The sequence below is a fragment of the Frankia sp. CcI49 genome (genome assembly GCF_001983215.1).
GTDB classification, from domain to species: Bacteria; Actinomycetota; Actinomycetes; order Frankiales; family Frankiaceae; genus Parafrankia; species Parafrankia irregularis.
In genome coordinates this window covers 209,962-231,531 of record NZ_MOWP01000015.1, presented here as the reverse complement: position 1 = coordinate 231,531, position 21,570 = coordinate 209,962, and the positions used below count along the sequence as shown (strand labels likewise).

Here is a 21,570-nt window from a genome sequence, read left to right as displayed (position 1 = left end):
CCAGGCGGCCGGCGGGTCGCGCTAGCCCGTGGCCTTGCGCAGGGCAACGGTGGCCAGTGGATGCTGGCAGAGTCCCGGGTCGCAGTCGCCCAGCACCGGCTGCCGGAAGTGGACCTTGTTGAGGACGATGAACGCGGTCTCCGGCAGGGTCTCGACCTCGACCGGCTCCACCGCCGGCTCGAACACCCGGCTCGTGGCCGACGAGGTGGCCTTCTCCGTCGACCCCGACTGGCCGCGCGAGCGTGACCACTGGACGGTCCGGGCCGTGCCCCGCGACCCGTTCCGGCTGCGGTTGAACACCGGCAGGCGCTCACCCCGCCGCACCCCTACCTGGATGTTCCAGCCGTGCGAACTGTCCGTCGAGGTGCTGGTGGCGGCGCCGGTGGTCTCGTCGCGGCTCCAGCCGAGGGACTCGCTGGTGCTCTGCGTCTCCTGGCTGAGCACGAAGCGGTACTCGGCACCGACCAGCTCCACCGCGGCCTGCGCCTCGAGGGCGTTGTGGGTGCGCATCAGCAGCGTGACGCTGCCCGACGTGTTCAGCATCCGCTGCGCGTCCTCGCGCGCCGGGACATGCTGGTGCAGGAACATCGTCCGGACCCGGGCATTGCGGGCATGCTGGCTGAACTCGTCGAGCACGTCCCGGCCCAGCCGGTCGACACCGGCGACGACGATCAGGTCATCACTGCGGTGCGGCTCGCCGTGGCGCAGATCCTCCATGAAGCGGTACAGCAGGATGCGCGCCGAAGCACCCTGATCATTGTTGAAGGTGGGAGCGGCGAGCACCGTCAGCCCGGGCCGCCACAGCCCGCGACCCGGGCTCGCGACGGACTCGTCGGCACCGTCCGGCGCCGTGCCGTCCGGCACTGCCTCCTCGGGTGCCGCGTCGTCGGGTGCCGCGCGGTCGACGTGCCGCCGATCGTCGTTGCCGGCCAGCATCTCGAAGGTGTCGACGAGATAGGTCAGCTCGGTGCTCTCCTGCGGCGTCCGGCCGAACTCGTGGCTCACCTTCATGAGGTCCTTCTGCTCGCGCAGGCTCAGCACACCGCCGGCCTGGCCGCTGCCGGCACTCGTCTCGCTGAGCCGCTGCAGCACCCGCACGCCCGCGGCGAGCCGGCGGAACGTCCAGGGCGGTTCGATGAGGCGGGCGACGGTCCGCACGATCGCCTCGTCGCGCCGGCGGATCTCGGCGGCGCCGCTGCGACCCGGCAGCACGGCGAACGCGTCGGCGATCACCCGGCCGACAGCCTCCGGGCTGAGCTCCTGGAACAGGTCGACCAGGCTGAGGTCGGTCGGGAACCGGCCGTACGGCACCGGTTGCCCGGTGCTGTACACCAGCTGGATCAGATCCTCGGCGACCTCGTGACTGGTGAGGTCGAGCACGACCACGCTGCGGTCAGCGCGCATCAGCGAACCCGCGGTTGTCGCGATCATCGCCGCCCAGCCATCCCAGGTGCCGCAGACGACATCCACCCGGGTCGCATCGGGAGGTCCCTGCACCGGGCGCCACTGATCCCGGGATTCGGCCTCGGCGGAGCCGCCGTGGCGCTGCTGGTCGTGCGCGTCCATCCACGCGGCTTCCCGCTCGCGCCCGACGCCTTCACGCCAGCGCGCGTACATCGACGTCAGCCCACCACCGGCGACGGCCACACCGGCCGTGGCGAACGCCGGGACGGCCAGCGACGCCCCCGTCGCCAGGCCGAGGACACCCAGCGCGCCGCCCAGGACGACACCGCCGACCGCGCACGCCCTGGCCGTCGCGCCCAGCGCCGCCGCGTCTGCCGCGCCCCCGAAATGCTCGGGCGCCAGCACCGGCCGGCCGAGCGGATCCGGCGCCGGCCGCTCGGCGGGGACGAACTCCCATCCCCACTGGAACCTGTCCACGCTCTGCGTCAGCAGCCGCTGGGCCAGCTCGCGCCGCCGCATCTGCGCGAGTTCGCCGGCCTTGCCAGGTACGAGCGCCGTCACGCGCCACCTCCGATGACAGGATTCATTCCCGGCTGCCTTCTGGGTATCATTGACATTCTGGCCGACGCAAGAGAAAACATCCCGACAATTTCCTGCCATGCGGCCACGCCACGATCAATCCGCGAAACACATCCCCGCCCCCGCGAAATATTTGACGGCAAGCAATATCTTTTCAACGTCGAGGATGCGCGTGACTACCCCGTTCCAGAAAAGGCGTCGCAGACTCTCGCGCTGACAGTCCCCCCGGGCAGCACCATCCGCCTGACGGTCTCAGGCCGGCCGGCTGGGCTGGGCTGGGCCGAGCCAGGCTGGGCCGAGCTGGGCCGGGCTGATCAGACCGTGATGCGGGCTTCGGCGAGTGCCGTGCGGCTGAGCTGGTCCGCCGCACGGGTCGTTTCCGGCAGCCGGTAGCGGGGGCACAGGTCGAGCACCCACCGGCAGGCGGAGTCGAGGTTGGTCCGATGACCGACCGAGAGGTACACCTCCCGCACACCGTCCTGTGTCCGCAGCGCGGCGCCCACTGCCTCGCCGTCAAGGATGATCGGCGCCCGTTCGCCCCGGCGCGGCCCGGGGGCGGAGTGCTCGCCCACGAACGGGGTCTTCGCCACGCCGATCGTCGGCAGACCCACGGTCACGCCGAGATGGCAGGCCAGACCGAACCGCCGCGGGTGCGCGATGCCATGCCCGTCACACACCAGCAGGTCCGGCGGCGCCGCCAGCTGAGGCAGGACCGCCTCCCACGCCTCGAGCAACGGCGGCAGCTCCCGGAACGACAGCAGCCCCGGAACGTAGGGAAACGTCACCCGGCCCGCTGCCGTCGCCGAGGCGATCAGCTCCCAGCGCGGCGCGGCGAGGACCACCACCGCTCCCGCGAGCAGATCCGTGTCGGTGTCGTACGCGACGTCGAACCCGGCCACCGTCGCGACCCGCTCCGGCCCGGGCACGTCGGCCTCCACCAGCCGCCGCAGCTCGGCCTGCAGTGCCTCGGCGTCCTCGACCGTCTCGACCAGCGCGTGGCGGGAGCTCACCGGCCCGGCCTCCCTCAGCGCCCGGGCTGYCGGGTGACGGCTGGCCGGCCCGTGTTCGCGAGGGCGGCGCGGACGTCCATCAGTGCGAAGCCGAGCAGGTTCAGGCCGGGCCACTGCGCCGGGCGACCGGCCCGCTCATCGGAGGCGGCCAGGCCGATACCCCAGATCGCGTCAAGCGGGCTGGCCTCGACGAGGATGTCGGACCCGGTACTCAGGAGGTACCCGCGAAGGTCGTCGTGCTGGCCGAACTTGGCCGTGTTGCCGGCGACGACGACGTCGTGGCGGTGCCGCTCCCAACGGGCATCGTCATATCCGCGGACACGACGGCCGAGAGCCTTCGCCCGCCCCGGGTCCGGCACGGCCAGGATCTCCTCCGCCGTCTCGTCGTCCCCGAACAGTCTGGCCTTGCGTTCCATCATGAAATGCTCGGCGCTGGCGTACCGGCGGCCCTCCACGGTGAACTCGACCGCCCACCACTGGCTCAGACAACCCGGCCCGATCCCACCGCCCGCCGGTCGCCGATGCCCCCAGAAGTATCGGAACGCCAGTGGCACACCAGCCACCTCGGCCGCCACCAGTTCGGCCACCGACCGAGGACGATTTCTCGGCTCGACTGCAGATGAAATCTCCGACATCGACATGGCGCTACTCTCCCGTTCCAACCAACCGAGCGGAAACCTACCGGGATGGGCCGATCCGTCGGGTTCGAGGGGCGCACACGACTACCGACGGAGCATCCGCGGCAGCTCCCGGAACGACAGCAGGCCCGGAACGTACGGGTTCCGGCGTGGACAGCTCAGACCGCCAGCAGGCCCGAGAAGGCGGGCAGTGCCTCTGCTTGGTCGGTGAGAAGAGCTGTCACAGTCCGCTCACCCTGCGCTGGTGTATGAGCACTGCCACACAGCTCGGTCAGCTCTTCGACGAGCCAGCCGAGCTCCTCCTGCTTGGCCTGGGACAACACCTGGGAGAAATCGGAAAAAACCAGGATGACGGCGTCAGCCGGCACCTGGAAGTCGTACAGGCTGTCGTGCAGGGCATCCCAGTTTCCGCCGAAGTAGGCGGGGAACTGGAGGACGGCGGCGAGTTCATCGAAGAGACCAGCTGAGGTACGGCAGCGGGAACCGCGCACGTGCAGTGTCCGCACCCGCGGCGGGGCTGCGGCGAGATCCAGTTTGTGGTAGAGCTCGGCAACCAGCCGGCCAGCGGCCGCCAGTCCATCGACTGGTACCGCATAAACACCACCAAACACGCCGCCTGCGATCATTTCTATGGGGTTCTGTGTCAACGGAACCTCTTCCAGCTCTGGTAGTGGTCGTCGGTGCGGTAGTGCGACCCATCGTCTCCGACGACGAATCTTCGGTCGTTACGCTGCACACCGTCGTATGGGTCGCGGTCGTACTCGGTGTAAGCGATGGGTGTACCGTCCTCGGTCGTCCTGGGAAGTCGCGGCTCGGACCTGTTCTTGTACTCGGTACCACCGGAGTACTCACCGGGCTGCAGGCCGGAGCGCGGCTTCCTGGGAACCGCCTCCCGCTTGACACCCGCCACGTCGCCGGCCGGCCCGGTGACGTCAGGCGCCCCGCCCCAGGGGATGTCCCCACCGTCGCCCTCTGTGTCCGTGGTGGTGGGGGCGTCATGACTGTCCTGGTCGGCGGCTCCCGGGGTGTGGTCGAGAGCATCAGCCGTGTCCTGAGTGGTGGACGGCTCGGCCGGCGCCTCGGAAGTGTCGGTCTGCCGGCCGAGGTCGTCGGTCAATCCAGGGCGGATCTCTTGATCACCCGTGCTCTGAGCGGTGGGAGTGTCTCCGTCCGCCGGACCGTCGGTCATCCGACCGTCGGGGCTTTCAGGCAACCCACGCGCATCACCGGCGTTCCCCTCCGCCGGCGATGCAGAGTCGCTCATCACAGCGGCACCGTCAGGCTGACCGTCACCGAAATCGCCGGTGCGTGTTTCGGCGGGTCGTTCGGGCAGTGCCCGCTCCTGCGTTGAGACGTCGCTCGCATCACCATCGGATGTCGACTCGTCCCCGACCCCACCGTCACCGACGGGGTCGCCTTCACCTGTGGGAGTCTCCGTGCGCATCGGACCATCCGCTCCCGGGTCGTCCGGGCTGTCGAGGAATGCGCGTGCATCGCCGGCGATCGACTCGGCCAGCGCCTCGGAGTCGCTCATGGCGGCTTGGTTGTCGGCTGCGTTGTCGAGGGTCTCGCCGGTGCGCGTTTCGGTGGGTCCGTCGGTCGGCTCGGCGGGTTCCTCGGTCTGGGTTGCCTCAGGTACCGGGGCGTCGTCGGAATCACTCTCGGGCGTCGCCACGTCGTCGATCTCGCCGACGCCGGTGGAGGTGGCGGTGGCGGTATCAGCGGAGATCGGGCCATCCGCTCCCGGGCCATCCGCTCCCGGGTCGTCCGGGTCGTCGAGGAATCCGCGCGCATCGCCGGCGATCGACTCGGCCAACGCCTCGGAGTCGCTCATGACGACAGAGCTGTCGGCCTCACCATCGACGGATTCGTCGTACTCGCCGTCCTGCGGTGTGTCGGTGGCCTCCGTCTCGCCGCCGTGCACCCCGGTGGGCGGTCCTTCGGTGAGGTGCCGCGTCTCCGTCCGCTGCGGCGTCTCGGTGGGCTGCCGCGTCTCGGTGAGCTGCGATGCCTCGGTGGGCTGAGCGTCGATGAATGCCTCGGTGGTGCCCGCGTCGGTCCCAGCTGCCGGGGACTCGGTGTCCTCCGGCGGAACGTTCAGGTCGCGGGAATCCCCGGCGAGCAGGTCGGCAAGCGCCTGCGAATCGCTCTCCTCCGGCCCGACGGAATCCTCGTCGGTGCCGAAATCGCCCTCCGGACCAGCCCACCCTTCCTCGACGAGGCCCGCCGAGTCACCGAGGCCAGCCAGGTCACCGACGCCTTCGACACTCATGTCACCGCCTCCGCCTGCGGGCTCTTTCGCCCGCGGCCAGCCGGCGGTTTCTCGAAGAGCCGGACGATCGGGTCGAGCTTGCCGACGCAGGCGCGGGCGAAGGCCCGGCGCAGGTACAGCCTGCCGGCCGCGCCGGCCACCTCGACCTGCGCCGCCGTGAGCCCGCTCGCGTCGGGATCACCGACCGCCACCCGGTGGCTGCCGGTGGCATTCGCCGGATGCTCCCGGAAGACACGCATCTGTTCGACGACGTCCGCGCCGTCGAGGATCAGCCCACGCCGAGCCCACCGCTCGGTGTGTGGATGCGGGCCCCCGGGGGATCCAGGCTCGGCCTGTGCGACGGCGGCGTCCAGATGGCCTCGGACGTCGTGCCACCGGTAGACGCCAGCCTGGAAGCGGCGATGGTCCTCGGTGGGGGGTGGGCGCAGGCCCAGCCGGGCGGTGAGGTCGGCCAGGATGTGGTCGGCGAGGTCGGCGGGGTCGAGCCAGCGGCGCAGCAGCGGGCGGCGGGCGTCGACGGCCCGTTCGACCGCATGGGCCAACGCGCAGTCACGCTGGCGCGGCGGCAGCCGCAGCAGCCACTCCGACAGTGCCGGGGCCGGGTCGACCGGATGCACCCCGGCGACGGTCGCGGCGACGACCGCCTCCACCCACAGGACGAGCAGCGGGGACGTCGAGTCGTGCCGGGCCTCGTTCATCGCGCGCAGTGTGCAGGGGGCCGTCCGGCAGTCCGGTGGGCACAGGTCGCTGCGTGCCGCCCGCAGCGGTGGCAGGTGGCTCGCCCGTTCGGTGGACTCCGACCGCTCCCCGTGGCCCATCCGCACCAGCAGCGGCCGGTCCATGCCGTCCAGGGCGACCGCCGCCTGGCCGGGCGGCAGCGCGACCACATGCTCGGACTGTTCCTCGCGCAGGTTCATGGTCGCCCCGACGCTGGCCCGGTCGTCGGCGGCAGGCAGCCGGTGCATCACCTTCAGCGCCGTGTTCTTCAGGACGTCCGGAATGATCTTCGAGGGGATCTGCTCGACGACCACGACGCCTTCGCCGTAGGCGCGGATCTCGGCGAGCAGGCCGGCGAACAGCTCGACCGCGTTGCCGGCCGGGCCGTCGGCGTCGCGGCGCAGCAGCCGGTGCGCCTCCTCGATCACCAGGACGTGCCGGAGCCGGTCGTCGCCCGGCGCCGGCGGGTTCGTCCGCAGATACTCGACGATGCGGATCAGGACGACGCCCATGAGGAACGCCTTGTCCTGGTCGCTGGTGACGCGGTCCAGCTCCAGCACGACGTTGCCGCGCAGCAGCGCACCGACGTCCAGGGGATGCCCGCCTTCGAAGAATCGGCCCGGCGTGCCCTCACGCAGCCCCCGCAGGCGCACGTCGACCAGGCCGCGGACGTTGTCGCGGACCTCCCGGCCGTAGCCGATGTCGTCGACGACCCGCTGCGCGACGACCCGCAGCTCACCGAGGGTCGGGTAGCGGGCACGGACGTCGCGGGGCACCTCGTCGACGAACAGCTTCGGGCGCCGCCCGGGGCGCGGCTCGCCGGTGACCATGTCCCAGCCGGTGTTCGCGTAGACCTCGGCGAGGGCGATCGAAAGGATCTGCGGCACCGGGTTGTCGGCGTTGAACGCGGCCAGGAACAGCTCACGGACCAGGTCGGCGTGGCTCTGCAGCGGGTAGCCGGGCTCGGGTTCAAGCGGGTTCAGGCAGCCCGGCGGATCGTCCGGCACCCCGGGGCGCAGGACGGTCACCGTGTCGTCGGCGCGGATCCGGCCGGCCATCCGCGCGTATTCGGCCTTCGCCGGCTCGATGACCAGCCACGGCACCCGGTCGCCGGGCCGCTCGGGAGCGGACAGCTCGGTCAGCAGCGTGCGGGCGGTCTGGGACTTGCCCGAGCCCGTCGCGCCACAGAGGAAGGCATGCCGGTTCAGCGTCGGGCGGGTCACGACGAACGTGCCGGCGTCGGCGTAGGCCGGGTCGAGGACCGTGCCGATCGGGAAGCCGTCGTCGTCGGTGCGGTCGCGGGTGACGTCGAACCGGTGCGGTGTGAGCAGCCGGACGCCCGGGAGCTCGCGGGCCGGCGGGCGGGCGAGCGCGGCGAGCAGCTCGCTGGAGGCGGCGAACGGTGCGGTGGGGACGAAGATGTCCGCAAGGTCGAACGGGTCCGGCGGGCCGGGCTGCCAGCCGCCCTGTGCGGCGTACGGCGGTATGTCATGCCCCGGTGGCTCGGCGGCGGCCTCGGCCAGGCTGCCGGGACGGCCCGAGGGCACCAGGGTGTACGGCAGGCCACCGAGCTCCGCGGCACCGCACAACAGTGACGCGGCGGCCCCCGCACCCGCGGCCGTGTCGGACCCGACCAGCACCCGGACGTCCCACATCCCCGCACCGCCGTAGCGGGCGAGCTCGCGGTAGCGGGCCTCGGCGCGTTCCAGCTCCGCCCACCGGGAGCCCTGCGCCGCCTCGCGCAGCATGGGGATGCCGATCTCGAGCCGGTCCTTGTCCGCCTGGACGAGGTCGGCGGGCCGTGGCCGCGCGAGCACCATCCAGGCGAACGGGTGGGCGAGATGTGCGGCATGTTCGTCGAACGAGCCGCGGCGATGCTGCCAGATCTCCTCGTCGGGCAGTGACCAGAGGGCGTCGGGTGCCCCCAGGCAGGGCAGCCACACCGGGAACTCGGCGAACAGCCGGTCGACCTCGCCGCCGGTGGCCTCGACGCCGCTCGCGCCCGGCGGGAAGAGCAGCCCGCGGGTGCCGTCCACCCGGGCCGGGCCGGGTGCCGCTCCCGGCAGGAACGGCCGGCCTCCCAGCAGAAAGACGAACCGTTCCTGACCAGGCCTGGCGGCCTGCGCCGTGCGCACCATCGGTTCCGTCGGCTTCTCCGGCAGGCGTAACCACGCGGCGAAGAACAGCGGGCTGCGCGCCCCCGGCATACCTGCACCGGCACCGGCACCGGCACCGAACTCATCGGAACCGGCGAACTCGTCCAGGCCGGCGGGGTCATCGGGGCCGTCGATGGCGACGGCGTCGACGTCGACGGCGTCGGCCCCGGACGTGGTCAGGCTCTGGAATGTGGCGTGCATGGAGGTCACCGCGGCGAAAAGCTGCGCGGGGGCCGGATCGCGAACCTGCGGATCCTCAGGCGGCCGAGGTGCGGAGACCAGGCGGTAGGCCCGGACGCCGCCGAGAACGCCACCGGCGCTGGGCCGGCCCCCCGCCCGACCCGGAATCAGCCGGCCGGACATGCCCGGCCGCCCTTCCCACAGTGGCTCCTACCGCGGCGCGACCAGCGCACCTTCTCGACGACCACGATGCCCCCGCAATCCTGGCCTCGCGCCCGAGGCGCCACCGTGGCGCCTCATCTGCAGCCCGACCTGCATCGTCACCGTGGACTCTGGCAAGCACGGGAGACAACGGCCGATGCATCCAGATTGTTCCACAGAGTGATCCCGGGAAATCGGGCTGGACCTGGTCACAGGCTGCCAGGCTGCGGCACCATATCTCCCTCCGCCGCCGCCGGCGTCGCCGCCACCGCGACGGTTGTCGCCGAGCAAGAAGTGAGGATTCTGGCTGCTACAGCAACCAGAATCCTCCCTTCTTGCGGATTGTCAAGCGACTCCGTGCCGCAATTGCCCGCATTAGCCTGCTACACGCTCCAGAACAATCCAGATCCTCGGTTCTCTGGACGGACTCGACCCCGGGAGGCGAGTGATCGCCAGAGGTGCTGAGGCTGCGCCTAGATGTACATGCCACCGTTGACGCCGATGATCTGGCCGGTGATGTAGGCCGCGTCGTCGGAGACGAGGAACGAGACGGCGCCGGCGATGTCGGCGGGCGTGCCGGCCCGGCCGAGCGGGACCATGTTGCTGACCGCCGCGAGGAACTGTTCCGCGCCGCCGGCCTGACCCGCCTCGCGGTGCGACATCGGGGTGTCGACAAGCGTCGGCGGAATCGTGTTGACGGTGATGCGGTGCTCGGCGAGCTCCCGGGCCAGCGCCTTGGTGAGGCCGATGACCCCACCCTTGCTCGAGACGTAGTGGGCCATCGCCGGCGCGCCCGACTGCGCGCTCGAGGACGAGATCGTGACGACCCGGCCGTACTTCGCGTCGATCATGTCCGTCACCGCGGCCTGGATCGTGTGGAAGGCGCCGGTGAGGTTCACCGCGATCATCCTGTCCCAGGTCTGCTGGTCGAGCTGCACGAACGGGACCATGTTCGAGATGCCGGCGTTCGCGACGACGATGTGGATCGGCCCGAACCTCTCCCTGACCGTCGCGTAGGCGGCCTCGATCGAGGCACGGTCGGAGACGTCGACGGTAAGCGGGAGGGCGGCGCCACCGGCCGCGGTGAGCTCGGCGGCGAGCTTCTCGACCTTGTCCCCCTGCCAGTCGAGCATCGCGACCTGGTGACCGTCCGCCACCAGCCGGGTGGCGATCCCAGCGCCGATGCCCTCGGCGGCGCCTGTGACGACTGCGACCCGAGCCATGCGTTTCTCCCTACTGGACACCGAGTTTTGACGCGTGTAAAAGTACGTCCATGAGCGGGGCGGGGCAAGAGATCCGGGCGCGGGGCTCCCGCGCACACGAGACACGTGACCGGATTGTCGATGCCACGATCCAGCTCCTGGCCCGAGAGGGGTATGGCAGCATCACGACACGGCGCATCGGAGAGGTCGCCGGCGTCAAGTACCAGCTCGTCCACTACTACTTCGCGTCGATGGAGGATCTCTTCATCGAGGCGTTCCGGCGCGGGGCCGAGGAAAACCTCGCACGCCTGGCCGAAATCACTGACGGCGAGGCATCGCTACGCAGGTTCTGGAAGGTCAACTCCGACGCCGGTGCCAGCAGAGTCATGGTGGAGTTCGTCGCTCTGGCCCAGCGTCACCCCGCGCTGCGACTCGAGATCGCGACCTACGCGCGACGTTTCCGCGCCGCCCAGCTCGAGTTCGCACGCGCCGCCCTCGCCCACGAGTCGCTCGCTGCCGACCACATACCGCCGGTGGTCATCCTCCTGCTCACCACCGGCCTGGCGCAGCTCGAGGCGCACGACCGTCTGATCGGTCTGACCGACGGGCACGACGAGACCCGCGCCTGGATCGAGAACTGGCTCGCCGCCAACACCACCCCGGTAAAGGAATGAGACGACGCATGACCGCCACCGACCTCTACTGGGACCCGTTCCGCCACGACATCTGGGTGGACCCGTACCCCGTCTACCAGCGCCTGCGTAACGAGGCCCCGGTCTACTACAACGAGGAGCACGACTTCTACGCCTTCGCGCGTTGGGACGACGTCGACCGCGGCCTGCCTGACGTCGAGCATTTCAGCAACGCCCGCGGCAACATCTACGAGTTCATCAAGTCCGGCATCGAGATGCCCCCGGGCAGTGTGATCTTCGAGGACCCGCCGAGCCACGGCATCCACCGCCGCCTGGTCTCACGCCTGTTCTCGCCGGGCGCCGTCAAGGCCCTGGAACCGAAGATCCGTGAATATGTCGCCGGCCGGCTCGACCCGGTGCAGGGCGGCGACGGCTTCGATGTCATCGACATTCTCTCGGACAAGGTGCCGATGCGCGTCATCGGCATGCTCGTCGGGATTCCCGAGGAGATGCAGCAGTCGGTCCGTGACCAGACCGTCGCCCACCTCAAGACCGAGGAGGGCGGCAAGCTGGACGCGGAGGCGTCGCAGATCTCCACCGACATCTTCGAAAGCTACATCGACTGGCGCATCGCCAACCCCGCCGACGACATCATGACCAAACTCCTCAACGTGGAGTTCGAGGACCACGACGGCACCACCCGAAAGCTCACCCGCGACGAGATCCTGGTCTACTGCGCCGTCATCGCCGGTGCGGGGAACGAGACCACCGGCCAGCTCATGGGATGGATCGGCAAGATCTTCGGCGAGGAGAGGAACCACGCCCAGTACCAGGAGGTCGTCGCCGACCCGTCGCTGGCCGGCAAGGCGGTGGAGGAGGTCCTCCGCCTGGAGCCGGTCGGCCACGCCGTGGGGCGGTACGTGACGAAGGACGTGGAGTTCCACGGCCAGACCATTCCCGAAGGAAGCACCGCCCTGTTCATCGTCGGATCCGCCGGGCGCGACGAGACCAAGTTCGACAACGCCGACGACCTCGACATCCACCGTGACGTCACGCAGCAGCGCAGCTTCGGCTACGGCCTGCACTACTGCCTCGGCGCGAATCTCGCCCGCATGGAGGGACGCATCGTTCTCGAGGAGCTGGTGAAGCGTTTCCCGAAGGGGTGGGACGTCGACTGGGACGGCGCCAGGCTCGCGAGCACCTCGACGGTGCGCGGCTGGGAGAAGCTTCCGATCGTCCTGCGGAAGTAGGGGCTGCACACCGGGCTCAGCACCGGACTCAGCACCCGGCTCGGTGCTCAAGCCACTCGCGGTAGGTGGTCTTCGCGAGGACGGCACCCTCCCCAGCGATGAGGGCGTCCCCCGGCACCGCGGAGAACAGGCCCGCGCGGTCATCGGTGATGACCGCGCGGTGGTCACCGTGCGCCGCCAGGGTGATCCGGCCGAGCTCGTCAAGCGCGTAGACCTCGGGGCCGGCGATGTCCCGAGTGCCCCGCAACGGAGCGCCGACACAGACGTCGGCCACCGCATCGGCGACGTCCGCCGCGGCGATGGGCTGCACGGGCGTGGCCGGCAGCCGCACGACGCTTTCGTCCGCGGTCCAGGACAGCACCGTGTCGACGAACTCGAAGAACTGCGTGGCGCGGACGATGGAGTACGGGACGGGCCCCGCCTTGAGGATGTCCTCCTGTAGCACCTTCGCGCGGTAGTGGGCCACCTCCGGCACCTGGTCGACGCCGACGATCGACAGGATGGCCGCGTGGCCGACGCCGCCCGCCTCGGCGGCCGTCAGCATGGTGTCCATCGTCCGCCGGAAGAACGCGGGCGAGGCATCGTCGAACGTCGGCGAGTTGGTCAGGTTCACCGCGACGTCGGCGCCTTCCAACGCCTCGGGCAGGCCCTGCCCAGTAGTCAGATCCACGCCGGTGGAGCGCGAGAGCGGCCTCACATCGTGCCCACCCGCCGTCAGCATCCGGACCACCTGGGAACCGATGAGCCCGGTGCCGCCGATGACAGCGATCTTCATCTCCCGTGCCTCCCTGGTCGTCGGACGACGTCCGGCCGCAGCGCGGCCGGCACCCGCCACGACAGGCCTACCCGTCGACGGCGACCGACAGACCGCGGACACGCTCACCGCTCACCGCTCACCGCTCGACCGGCGACCGGCGACCGGCGACCGGCGACCGGCGACCGGCGACCGGCGACCGGCGACCGGCGACCGGCGACCGGCGACCGGCGACCGGCGACCGGCGGAGTCTGACGCGGACGCGGACCGCTCGCCAAGTACAGCTTTTCCACCAACTAAGTTGACAAACAGCTGACTTAAATGCTTCAGTGAGCAGGTCACGGCGCCAGCCCGGCCCCCTCGGGGCCGCCACTCCCCGCCCTTCTCCCTTCTCCGTCGCGCAGGGCGCCGCGCGCGGCCATCCACGTTCACGAGGAGTCCCGTGTTCCCGCCTGCCCTCCGGGCTGGCCGAGGCCGGCCACGCCGCGCTGCGGTTCTGACAGTGATGTCCACCTTGTTCGCCGTCCTCGCGCTGGCCGCCTGCGGCTCGGACGCCGACTCAGCCAGCTCGGCGGGCGCACCGACGACGGCCGTGACCAGCTACCCGACCACGATCCCGGCCGACACCACGCTGCGCGTCGGCGACCAGAACCAGCTCAAGGCCACCCTCGACCTGGCCGGGCAGAGCACCGGCACGCCGTACAAGGTCGACTGGTCGACGTTCGCCTCCGGACCGCTGCTGCTGGAGGCCTTCCGGGCGAGCGCGGTGGACATCGGCGTCGTCGCCGACACGCCGCCGGTGATCGCCGCGGCCTCCGGGCAGGACCTCGCGGTGATCGCCGCCTGGAACAACCCGCCCGGGCAGCTGGCCCTCACGACCAAGCCCGGCAGCCCCATCCGCTCGGTCGCGGACCTGAAGGGCAAGAAGGTCGCGATCACCACCGGGACAATCCTGCAGGCCTACCTGCTGCGGTCGCTGGACTCCGTGGGCCTGGAGCAGAAGGACGTCAGCATCGTCAATCTGGCGATCACCGACATCTCGGCCGCGCTGGCCCGCGGCGATGCCGACGCCGGCGTGACGGTCGAGCCGCTCTCCACGGCCTACCTGCAGGCCAACCCGACCGCGCACAAGATCGACGGCGCCGACGCCTCGCCGATGGTGCAGTACCTGATCACCACCCGCAAGGTGCTGTCCGACCCGGCGAAACAGGCCGCGCTCGGTGATTTCATCCAGCGCTGGGTGAAGGCCGTCGACTGGCGTGACAGCCACACCGAGGAATACATCGACAAGTACTACGTGGAGCAGCTGAAGGTACCGGTCAGCACGGCGAAGGTGCTGGTGGGAACGGGTGTTCCCTCGACCTTCGTCCCGATCGACGCAACCAGCATCGGCGGCGCGCAGAAGCTCGCCGACCTCTTCTACAGCAGCGGCGTCCTGCCCAAGAAGGTCGACATCTCGAAGGTTTTCGACGCCCGTTACAACTCGGCGGTCAAGGAGGCCCAGAAGTGACCATCATCAGCGAAACCGCGAACGTGGACGAATCCCGGTCGGAGGTCGGCCTGGACATCCGGCCGATGTCCGGCTACATCGGCGCCGAGATCTTCGGAATCGACCTGACCGGGCCGATCGAGCCCCAGGTCGTCGCCGAGGTCCGGGCCGCCCTGCTGAAGTGGAAGGTGGTGTTCTTCCGCGACCAGCACATCACCCCCGCCCAGCAGATCGCCTTCGGCCGGCTCTTCGGCCAGGTCACCCCGGGGCACCCGACCCTGCCGACACTCGAAGGCCACCCGGAGGTCTTCCCGCTGGACTCCCGGGCCTACGCGGACGTCTCGTCCGAATACCAGGTCCGCAGCCTGTGGCACACCGACGTGACGTTCGTGCACAACCCGCCGATGGGCTCCATCCTGCGCGGCGTGGTCATCCCGCCCTACGGTGGCGACACACAGTGGACGAACCTGGCCGTCGCCTACGAGACGCTGTCGAAGCCGATCCGGGACCTCATCGACGGTCTGCACGCGGTGCACGTCAACCAGATCATTCTGGAGCGTGGTGACGGCAGCAAACTGCAGAAAATGTTCACCAGGACGTCCTACGAGACGGTGCACCCGGTGGTGCGCGTTCATCCGGAGACCGGCGAGCGGGTCCTTTTCGTCAGCCCGAACTTCACCCAGCGGATCGTCGAGCTTTCCAACACCGAAAGCCAGCGGGTCCTCGACCTTCTGTTCAGCCACCTGGCGACACCGGCGTTCACCGTCCGGTTCCGGTGGCAGCCCGACAGCATCGCCTTCTGGGACAACCGTGCCACCGCCCACCTGGTCCCGACCGACTACGGCCACCTCGGCTTCGACCGGGTGATGCACCGGATCACGATCGCCGGCGACGTCCCGGTCGGTGTGGACGGCAGCCCGTCCGAGTCGCGCGAAGGCGAGTCCTTCGCGTGAGCACCTCGCTCGTCCTCGGTGGCCGCGGCGGCAACGCCGAGGCCGGGACCGGGACCGAGGCCGCCGGGACAGGGACCGGCCGGGCCACAGCCGGCGGAGCCACAGCCGGCGGAGCCGGTGACGCTGTGGCGACGTCCGGGGTGGTCGTCGCCGCTCCGGCTCCCGGTGCGGCGGGGCCGGGCCGGGTCGCGCTCGCGCTCGCCGACCCGGACCGCGCCCGCCGCAGGCCGGTACCGAAATGGCTGCGCCGGATGCTCGGGCCGGTGCTCCTGGTCGCCTTCTGGCAGATCGGCTCGTCGACCGGCCTGATCCAGGCCGACATCCTCGCCGGGCCGTGGACGGTGCTGCACACCGGCTACGACCTGGCGGCGGACGGCACCCTGGGCGAGAACCTGGTGATCTCCCTGCGCCGGGTCGCGCTCGGGCTCGCGCTCGGGGTGGGTTTCGCCGTGGTGCTCGCCCTGGTGTCCGGGCTGTTCCAGCTCGGCGAGGACCTGGTGGACGCACCCGTGCAGATCCTGCGGGCGGTTCCCATCCTCGGCCTGGTGCCGCTGGCGATCGTCTGGTTCGGCATCGGCGAGCAGGTGAAGGTGTTCCTGGTCGCGCTCGGCACCGCGTTCCCGGTGTACATCAACACCTTCGCGGCGATCCGCGGCGTGGACAGCCGGTTCGTGGAGCTGGCCCGCACCGTCCGGCTCGGCCGCCTCGGACTGATCCGCCGGGTGGTCCTGCCCGGCGCGCTGCCCGGGTTCCTCGTCGGCCTGCGGTTCGCGTTCACGATCTCCTGGCTCATCCTCGTGGTGAGCGAGCAGATCAACGCCTCCAGCGGGATCGGCTACCTCATGGACCAGGCGCGCACGTTCGGCCAGACCGACGTCATCGTCGTCGGTCTCGCGGTCTACGGCGTCCTCGGCCTGCTCTCCGACGCCCTTGTCCGGCTGCTCGAACGCCGCGCGCTGGCCTGGCGCCGCGGTCTGGAGGCGACGTGACCACCACAGCAGTTGCGACCCCCGACGCCGGCCCTGCTCTCACCGACGTCACGCCGCGCTCCTGGTCGCAGGCGGCCGGCGGTACGTCCGAGCCCGCGGTGTGGGTCCGCGGGGTGCGGCGCGAGTTCGCCGGCAGGCAGGTGCTGGCCGGCGTCGATCTGGACATCGCGGCGGGTGAGTTCGTCGCGCTGCTCGGCCGGTCCGGCTCGGGCAAGAGCACCCTGCTGCGCATCCTCGCCGGTCTCGACACGGACGCCACCGGGCAGGCGACCGTCCCCGAGCGGGGCGCCGTCGTCTTCCAGGACCCGCGGCTGTTGCCGTGGGCCCGGGTGCTGGACAACGTGGTCCTGGGGCTGCGGGCCCGTGACGCACGCGCCCAGGCCACCGCGGCGCTGGCCGAGGTCGGCCTCGGCGGCAAGGAGCGGGCCTGGCCGGCGACGCTGTCCGGCGGCGAGGCCCAGCGGGCGGCGCTGGCCCGGGCCCTGGTCCGCTCCCCCGGCCTGCTGCTGCTCGACGAGCCGTTCGGCGCGCTCGACGCGCTCACCCGCATCCGGATGCACAGCCTGTTGCGCGACCTGTGCCGGCGCCACCGGCCGGCCGTGCTCCTGGTGACGCACGACGTCGACGAGGCGATCCTGCTCGCCGACCGGGTCGCCGTCCTCACCGACGGCCGCCTGTCGCTGGACGAACCGGTCCGGCTCGGGGACGTGCGCACCCGCGCCAACCCCGAGTTCGCCGCCCTGCGGGCCCGCCTGCTGGCCGAGCTCGGTGTCGCCGACGACGAGGCCGAGCAGGGCGACGCGGAGCAGCAGGTCGACGCGGAGCAGCAGGACGGCTCTGAGCAGGGCGACGCCGAGCGGGTCGAAGGCCGGTAGCCGTGCCGCCGACATCGCCGTCGGCTCTGCCCCCGGCCACGCCGGCAGGGCCGACGGCGGTCCCCTCACCACCGACCTCGCTCCCCCTGTCACCGCCCTCGGTGGAGGCCGGGCCCCGGACGGCCGCCRCCGCGCCGCGGGCCGAGGACGCACGGCTGCGGCTCCTGCTGGCGGCGGAGCGGCTCTACGCGGAGCAGGGACTGGAGGCGGTGTCGCTGCGGCACATCTGCCGGGCCGCCGGCAACGGCAACAACAACGCCGTGCAGTACCACTTCGGCGGTGAGCGGGGCCTGCTCGCCGCGATCGTCGCCTACCGCGTGCCGCCGCTCGACCGGCGCCGAGCCGAGCTGCTGGCCGCGGCCCGGTCCCGCGGCCGGAACCAGGCCGCCGGGGAGCCGACCGCGGACGGGCCGACTGCCGGGGAGCTGGCTGCCGGGGAGCTGATCGTCCGGGAGCTTTTCGACGTCCTGATGCGCCCGCTCGCCGAGGAGGCGCGCCGGCCGGACAGCTGGTACGTCGGTTTCCTCAGCCGGTTCAGTGCTCATCCGCCGCGAGTCCACCCGTGGTGGGCCGGCGGCAGGCCGGCGGGAGCGGTCGGGCACGAGGTGTCCCTGACGATTCTGGGGCTGCTGTCGGGGGTTCCCGAACCGCTGCGACCGCTACGGCTGTCCCACCTCGTCCGCCTGTGCCTCACCGCTCTCGCCGAGTACGGCCAGCTCCCCGCGGAGAGCACGGAGGTCGCCGAGATCCCGGAAGGACCGGAGAATCCGTACCCGGGCACCGGTGCCGACGTCTCCTACGAGATCTACGTCGCCGACCTGTTCGACATGGCAGCGGCGGCCCTCATCGCACCCGCATCCACCACCGCCACCACCACCCGGACCGCACCCGACCACCCGTGACGTCTCCGTTGTCGGGCCACCGAATCCTCGCGGCGGCTGCGGGAGCGGGGCGGAGCCCCCACCTGCCCGGCCGTGGTCCGGGGCCGAGCCTGGGAACTCGGTCGGGTGCATGGATTGAGTCGGGTTCCTAGTCGAGGAACTGCCAGAGGGGATCATGCCCGGTGAACCGGTGCAGCAGGGGGAACGACTGATCCGAGATCGACAGGCCTGTTCTGCCGAGCGGGAACCCCCAGAACGATGGGCCGTCGAATCCCTTCAGGGTGAACCGGTCGAGATCCCAGTTGTCGGTGGTCTCGAAAACGCCGTTGTGAGAGATCATGCGCACGGTGACGCCGGCGACGTCGCAGGAGTCGACGGGGATCGTCGGGCTGCCGTAGTCGAGCGTGATCAGGCGGTGCTCGTAGCTGGGGACACCGCCGGTGATGTGCGCGAGGTCGACACCGCCACGGGACCTCGTGACCAGGGAGATGATCACCTCGGAGTTGCCGCGGAGGTCGTCCTCACCCGAGCCGAGGTCCGCCTGGAACGATTGCAGCGGTGTGCATTCGCCGATCGGCCTGGCGAGCGCGGGTGACGAGCCCGCGAACGTGAGAGCCGCCGCCAGCAGCGGCACACCGACGGCGGCCAGCACGCACCGGCGGAGCCGGGAAGCCCTGATCAAGATCATAAGATGTCCTCTCCTTGACTGCGATCAACCGACGACAGCAAGTCTGCGATCGATCACACTGGGCAACATCCCGGATCTCCGGGCCCTCTCGGGAGGGGAACCTTCTAGGCGGTCGTAGGGGTGGCAGGATGACGGCGTGCTCCGGGATCGGCCCAGTTCTGGGCGCGGAGCCGCCGATGAGCGAGCTGATGCCACGGCCGGGTCCCGTCCGGGCACGGTGGCGCCGGGCTGTCGCCCCGCTCGGCGCCGCGCTGCTGCTCGCGACCATGCTCGCGCTGTCCGGCTCCCCCGGGGTGACCAGCCTGCCGCTGCGCGCCGGCGGCCTCTCACTGCTGTTGGCCGGCCTGCTCGCCCGCAGGCCCACCGTCACGCCGGCAGTCGCCCGGCTCCTGGTCGCCAGCGGCCTCAGCATGTTCCTCGGGGACCTCACCTACAGCGAGAACCCGGCCGTGTTGGCGGTAGGTGCCTGTCTCGCCTACCTCTACGCGGGGCTGATCGCCCATCTGGCGCTCGCGCTGCCGACCGGCCAGCTCCATGGCCGCCTCGACCGGATCCTCGTCGGCCTCTCCTACGCCGCCTGCGTGGGCACCCAGGTCGCGTGCTACCTGGTCGACCACGCCGGCAGGCCCTGGCTGGAGGACGGACCGCGCAACTCACCGCTCGCACGGGCGTCGAGCCTGACCTACTGCGTCCTGGCATCGGCGGTCGCGGCGCGGCTCGCCGTGCGGTGGGCCCGCGCCAGCAGGCCGCTGCGCCGGATGACCGCCGCGCTGTGGATCGTGCTGCTGCTGGGCACGGCCTTCGCTGTCGGCAGCGGCATCACCAGCCTGGTCGACGGCTCACCCGAACTGCGGCTCGGTCTTGTCGGCGTGGCCGCCCTCGCCGCTGCCACACTGCCGGCGGCGGCGCTGGTCGGCCTCGGGCGAGTGCTGGTGGCACGTGGCCGCGTCGCCCGCCTCATCGTCGAGCTGGAGCGGGATCCGGACCCGCGCCGGCTGCGGGACGCCATGGCCGACGTTCTCGGCGACCCCACACTCGAAGTCGCCTACCGGCTCCCGGACGCACCCGGCTGGGTGGACATCACCGGCCGGCCGCTCCCGCCGCCCACCTGCGTCTCCACCGACGGGCATCGGCACCGCACCGTCGTGCACCGGCGCGGCCAGGACCTGGCCATCCTCACGCACGATCCCGCGCTCGCCCGGCAACGGCCGCTGCTCGACGCCGTCCTGGCCGCCGCCGGCCTGGCGCTGGACAACGCCCGCCTGCATGCCAGTGTGCAGGCACAGATCACGCAGATCCGCGCTTCTCGCCGGCGGCTCTCGCAGGCGGCGTTCGACGAACGCCGCCGAATACAACGTGACCTCCATGACGGTGCGCAACAGCAGTTGCTCGCCGGGCTCGTCCTGCTCGACAGCGCCCACCACGCGCTGTCCAGGGCGGACACCCGCTGCCCGGCGACGAGCCTGGCCACCGAACTGGTGACCAGGGCACACCGGCAGACCTCGACCGCGGTCACCCAGCTACGTGACCTCGCGCAGGGCATCTACCCGAGCATCCTCGTCGAGCGCGGGCTCGCCGCTGCCGTGGAGGCGCTGGTCGACCAGGCACCGCTGCCCGTCACCGCGCGGATCCCCCCCGACCGGTGGAACCGCAACATCGAGGTCAACGCGTACTTCGTCATCGCCGAGGCGCTGACGAACGTTGGGAAGCACGCGCAGGCCACGCACGCGGAGGTCCAGGTCACCGTGGACGGCCTGGACGGATCCCTGTGCCTGATCATCGCGGACGACGGCCGCGGCGGCGCCCGTCCCGGGGGCGGCTCAGGTCTGCGCAATCTGCAGGATCGGGTGGCGACCGTCGACGGGGACGTCCAGATGGACAGCCCGGCCGGAGCAGGCACCCGGGTGCGCGTTCGACTCCCCCTCGAAAAGCCGTACCCCCCGGAAAAGCCGTACCCATTGGAGAAACCGTGCGCGTCGTGATCGCCGAGGACAACGGGCTGCTTCTCGACACCCTCAGCACGGCCCTGCGGCAACGCGGAGTCGACGTCGTCGGTCTCGCGGGCAGCCTGCCCGAGGTTCTCCAGACCGTCGACCGGCACCGGCCGGACGTGGTGGTGCTCGACATCCACCTGCCGCCCACGCTCACCGACGAGGGAATCCGTGCCGCGGAGCAGATCCGCGCCGCGCATCCGGGCATCGGCCTGCTTGTCCTGTCCGAACACGCCGAGGCGGTCTACGCCGAACGCCTGCTGGGCCTGCAGGACGACACCCAGGCGATCGGCTATCTCCTGAAAGCCCGGGTCGCGACGCTCTCAGGCCTGGTCGACGCCCTGGAGCAGGTACATCAGGGTGGCATCGTCATCGATCCCGCGGTGGTCCGCCGGCTGCTGGACCGCCGCCGCAGCGACAACCCTCTCGACCGGCTCACCCCCCACGAGCAGCGGGTCCTGTCCCTCGTCGCCGAAGGGCGAGCGAACCGTGGCGTCGCCGCCGCCCTCGGATGCAGCGTCGCCACCGTGGAGAAGCACCTCTCGGCGATCACCGCGAAGCTGCAGCTGCGCGGCGCGGACGACCCGGGTCATCTCAACCTGCGTGTTCTCGCCGTGCTGACCTACCTGCGCAACGCCACCACCGAGGCCCGACCAGGCCCGGGCCACCGGGTCCCGCCACCGACAACGGTCTGACCTGCCGGCCGCCC

Annotated in this window: 18 protein-coding genes; 9 read left to right on the top strand and 9 right to left on the bottom strand. The window is 71.0% G+C overall.

Annotation, left to right across the window (positions count from 1 at the left end; translation table 11 throughout):
- Nucleotides 1-21 precede the first annotated feature (21 nt).
- From CcI49_RS14350 to CcI49_RS14320, 7 genes are all read right to left on the bottom strand, one after another.
- On the bottom strand, nucleotides 22-1,965 hold the full coding sequence (locus CcI49_RS14350) for a hypothetical protein (protein ID WP_054569408.1): 1,944 nt from the start codon (nucleotides 1,963-1,965) through the stop codon (nucleotides 22-24).
- 332 nt (nucleotides 1,966-2,297) lie between these two features.
- Nucleotides 2,298-2,993 (bottom strand): endonuclease V, encoded by a 696-nt coding sequence (locus CcI49_RS14345; RefSeq protein ID WP_076827097.1) that lies wholly within the window; start codon nucleotides 2,991-2,993, stop codon nucleotides 2,298-2,300.
- A 14-nt stretch (nucleotides 2,994-3,007) separates the two neighbouring features.
- Nucleotides 3,008-3,628, bottom strand: coding sequence for an NADAR family protein (locus CcI49_RS14340; protein WP_083749524.1), 621 nt, complete (start codon nucleotides 3,626-3,628; stop codon nucleotides 3,008-3,010).
- A gap of 161 nt (nucleotides 3,629-3,789) precedes the next feature.
- Nucleotides 3,790-4,278 carry a barstar family protein gene (locus CcI49_RS14335; RefSeq protein ID WP_198955533.1) on the bottom strand — a complete coding sequence of 163 codons (489 nt, stop codon included), beginning with the start codon at nucleotides 4,276-4,278 and terminating at the stop codon, nucleotides 3,790-3,792.
- Entirely contained in the window at nucleotides 4,275-5,903 is a 1,629-nt protein-coding gene (locus CcI49_RS14330; protein ID WP_076827090.1) for a ribonuclease domain-containing protein, read from the bottom strand. The genes CcI49_RS14335 and CcI49_RS14330 overlap by 4 nt, the downstream gene beginning before the upstream one ends.
- Nucleotides 5,900-8,977, bottom strand: a complete 3,078-nt coding sequence (locus tag CcI49_RS14325; RefSeq protein WP_158230768.1) for an ATP-binding protein — start codon at nucleotides 8,975-8,977, stop codon at nucleotides 5,900-5,902. The genes CcI49_RS14330 and CcI49_RS14325 overlap by 4 nt, the downstream gene beginning before the upstream one ends.
- A 653-nt stretch (nucleotides 8,978-9,630) precedes the next feature.
- Complete coding sequence (locus tag CcI49_RS14320) at nucleotides 9,631-10,380, bottom strand: SDR family NAD(P)-dependent oxidoreductase (protein WP_076827086.1); 750 nt, start codon at nucleotides 10,378-10,380, stop codon at nucleotides 9,631-9,633.
- 50 nt (nucleotides 10,381-10,430) lie between these two features.
- On the opposite strand from CcI49_RS14320, the gene CcI49_RS14315 reads away from it, so the two are divergent.
- Both CcI49_RS14315 and CcI49_RS14310 read left to right on the top strand, forming a co-directional pair.
- The gene (locus CcI49_RS14315) at nucleotides 10,431-11,033 is read left to right on the top strand and encodes a TetR/AcrR family transcriptional regulator (RefSeq protein WP_054569413.1); all 603 of its coding nucleotides are present in this window, start codon (nucleotides 10,431-10,433) and stop codon (nucleotides 11,031-11,033) included.
- 8 nt (nucleotides 11,034-11,041) lie between these two features.
- Complete coding sequence (locus CcI49_RS14310) at nucleotides 11,042-12,241, top strand: cytochrome P450 (RefSeq protein WP_054569414.1); 1,200 nt, start codon at nucleotides 11,042-11,044, stop codon at nucleotides 12,239-12,241.
- Nucleotides 12,242-12,269: 28 nt separating this feature from the next.
- On the opposite strand, the gene CcI49_RS14305 is transcribed toward CcI49_RS14310, so the two are convergent.
- A complete protein-coding gene (locus CcI49_RS14305) occupies nucleotides 12,270-13,016 on the bottom strand; it encodes an SDR family oxidoreductase (RefSeq protein ID WP_076827084.1) in 747 nt (248 codons plus the stop codon).
- Between the two features lie 484 nt (nucleotides 13,017-13,500).
- Between CcI49_RS14305 and CcI49_RS14295 the strand changes: the two genes are divergently transcribed.
- The 5 genes from CcI49_RS14295 to CcI49_RS14275 all read left to right on the top strand — a co-directional run bounded on the left by CcI49_RS14295 (nucleotide 13,501) and on the right by CcI49_RS14275 (nucleotide 18,203).
- A complete protein-coding gene (locus CcI49_RS14295) occupies nucleotides 13,501-14,505 on the top strand; it encodes an aliphatic sulfonate ABC transporter substrate-binding protein (RefSeq protein ID WP_241840057.1) in 1,005 nt (334 codons plus the stop codon).
- Nucleotides 14,506-14,570: 65 nt separating this feature from the next.
- On the top strand, nucleotides 14,571-15,437 hold the full coding sequence (locus tag CcI49_RS14290) for a TauD/TfdA family dioxygenase (RefSeq protein WP_054569625.1): 867 nt from the start codon (nucleotides 14,571-14,573) through the stop codon (nucleotides 15,435-15,437).
- Complete coding sequence (locus CcI49_RS14285) at nucleotides 15,434-16,426, top strand: ABC transporter permease (RefSeq protein ID WP_076827076.1); 993 nt, start codon at nucleotides 15,434-15,436, stop codon at nucleotides 16,424-16,426. The genes CcI49_RS14290 and CcI49_RS14285 overlap by 4 nt, the downstream gene beginning before the upstream one ends.
- Nucleotides 16,427-16,524: 98 nt before the next feature.
- Nucleotides 16,525-17,301: an ABC transporter ATP-binding protein gene (locus CcI49_RS14280; RefSeq protein WP_241840081.1), complete on the top strand. Its 777-nt coding sequence runs from the start codon at nucleotides 16,525-16,527 to the stop codon at nucleotides 17,299-17,301.
- 2 nt (nucleotides 17,302-17,303) lie between these two features.
- On the top strand, nucleotides 17,304-18,203 hold the full coding sequence (locus CcI49_RS14275; protein ID WP_241840056.1) for a TetR family transcriptional regulator: 900 nt from the start codon (nucleotides 17,304-17,306) through the stop codon (nucleotides 18,201-18,203).
- A gap of 127 nt (nucleotides 18,204-18,330) precedes the next feature.
- On the opposite strand, the gene CcI49_RS14270 is transcribed toward CcI49_RS14275, so the two are convergent.
- The gene (locus CcI49_RS14270; RefSeq protein ID WP_054569420.1) at nucleotides 18,331-18,870 is read right to left on the bottom strand and encodes a hypothetical protein; all 540 of its coding nucleotides are present in this window, start codon (nucleotides 18,868-18,870) and stop codon (nucleotides 18,331-18,333) included.
- Between the two features lie 176 nt (nucleotides 18,871-19,046).
- On the opposite strand from CcI49_RS14270, the gene CcI49_RS14265 reads away from it, so the two are divergent.
- Complete coding sequence (locus CcI49_RS14265) at nucleotides 19,047-20,852, top strand: ATP-binding protein (protein ID WP_076827072.1); 1,806 nt, start codon at nucleotides 19,047-19,049, stop codon at nucleotides 20,850-20,852.
- Nucleotides 20,840-21,556, top strand: a complete 717-nt coding sequence (locus tag CcI49_RS14260) for a response regulator transcription factor (RefSeq protein ID WP_076827070.1) — start codon at nucleotides 20,840-20,842, stop codon at nucleotides 21,554-21,556. The genes CcI49_RS14265 and CcI49_RS14260 overlap by 13 nt, the downstream gene beginning before the upstream one ends.
- Nucleotides 21,557-21,570 lie beyond the last annotated feature (14 nt).

What these genes read in the sequence shown, in the direction of transcription:
- CcI49_RS14330 (WP_076827090.1), bottom strand. Translation starts at nt 5,903, where the DNA reads ATGAGTGTCGAAGGCGTCGGTGACCTGGCTGGCCTCGGTGACTCGGCG.
- CcI49_RS14325 (WP_158230768.1), bottom strand. Translation starts at nt 8,977, where the DNA reads ATGCACGCCACATTCCAGAGCCTGACCACGTCCGGGGCCGACGCCGTC.
- CcI49_RS14320 (WP_076827086.1), bottom strand. Translation starts at nt 10,380, where the DNA reads ATGGCTCGGGTCGCAGTCGTCACAGGCGCCGCCGAGGGCATCGGCGCT.
- CcI49_RS14315 (WP_054569413.1), top strand. Translation starts at nt 10,431, where the DNA reads ATGAGCGGGGCGGGGCAAGAGATCCGGGCGCGGGGCTCCCGCGCACAC.
- CcI49_RS14310 (WP_054569414.1), top strand. Translation starts at nt 11,042, where the DNA reads ATGACCGCCACCGACCTCTACTGGGACCCGTTCCGCCACGACATCTGG.
- CcI49_RS14305 (WP_076827084.1), bottom strand. Translation starts at nt 13,016, where the DNA reads ATGAAGATCGCTGTCATCGGCGGCACCGGGCTCATCGGTTCCCAGGTG.
- CcI49_RS14295 (WP_241840057.1), top strand. Translation starts at nt 13,501, where the DNA reads ATGTCCACCTTGTTCGCCGTCCTCGCGCTGGCCGCCTGCGGCTCGGAC.
- CcI49_RS14290 (WP_054569625.1), top strand. Translation starts at nt 14,571, where the DNA reads ATGTCCGGCTACATCGGCGCCGAGATCTTCGGAATCGACCTGACCGGG.
- CcI49_RS14270 (WP_054569420.1), bottom strand. Translation starts at nt 18,870, where the DNA reads ATGATCTTGATCAGGGCTTCCCGGCTCCGCCGGTGCGTGCTGGCCGCC.
- CcI49_RS14265 (WP_076827072.1), top strand. Translation starts at nt 19,047, where the DNA reads ATGAGCGAGCTGATGCCACGGCCGGGTCCCGTCCGGGCACGGTGGCGC.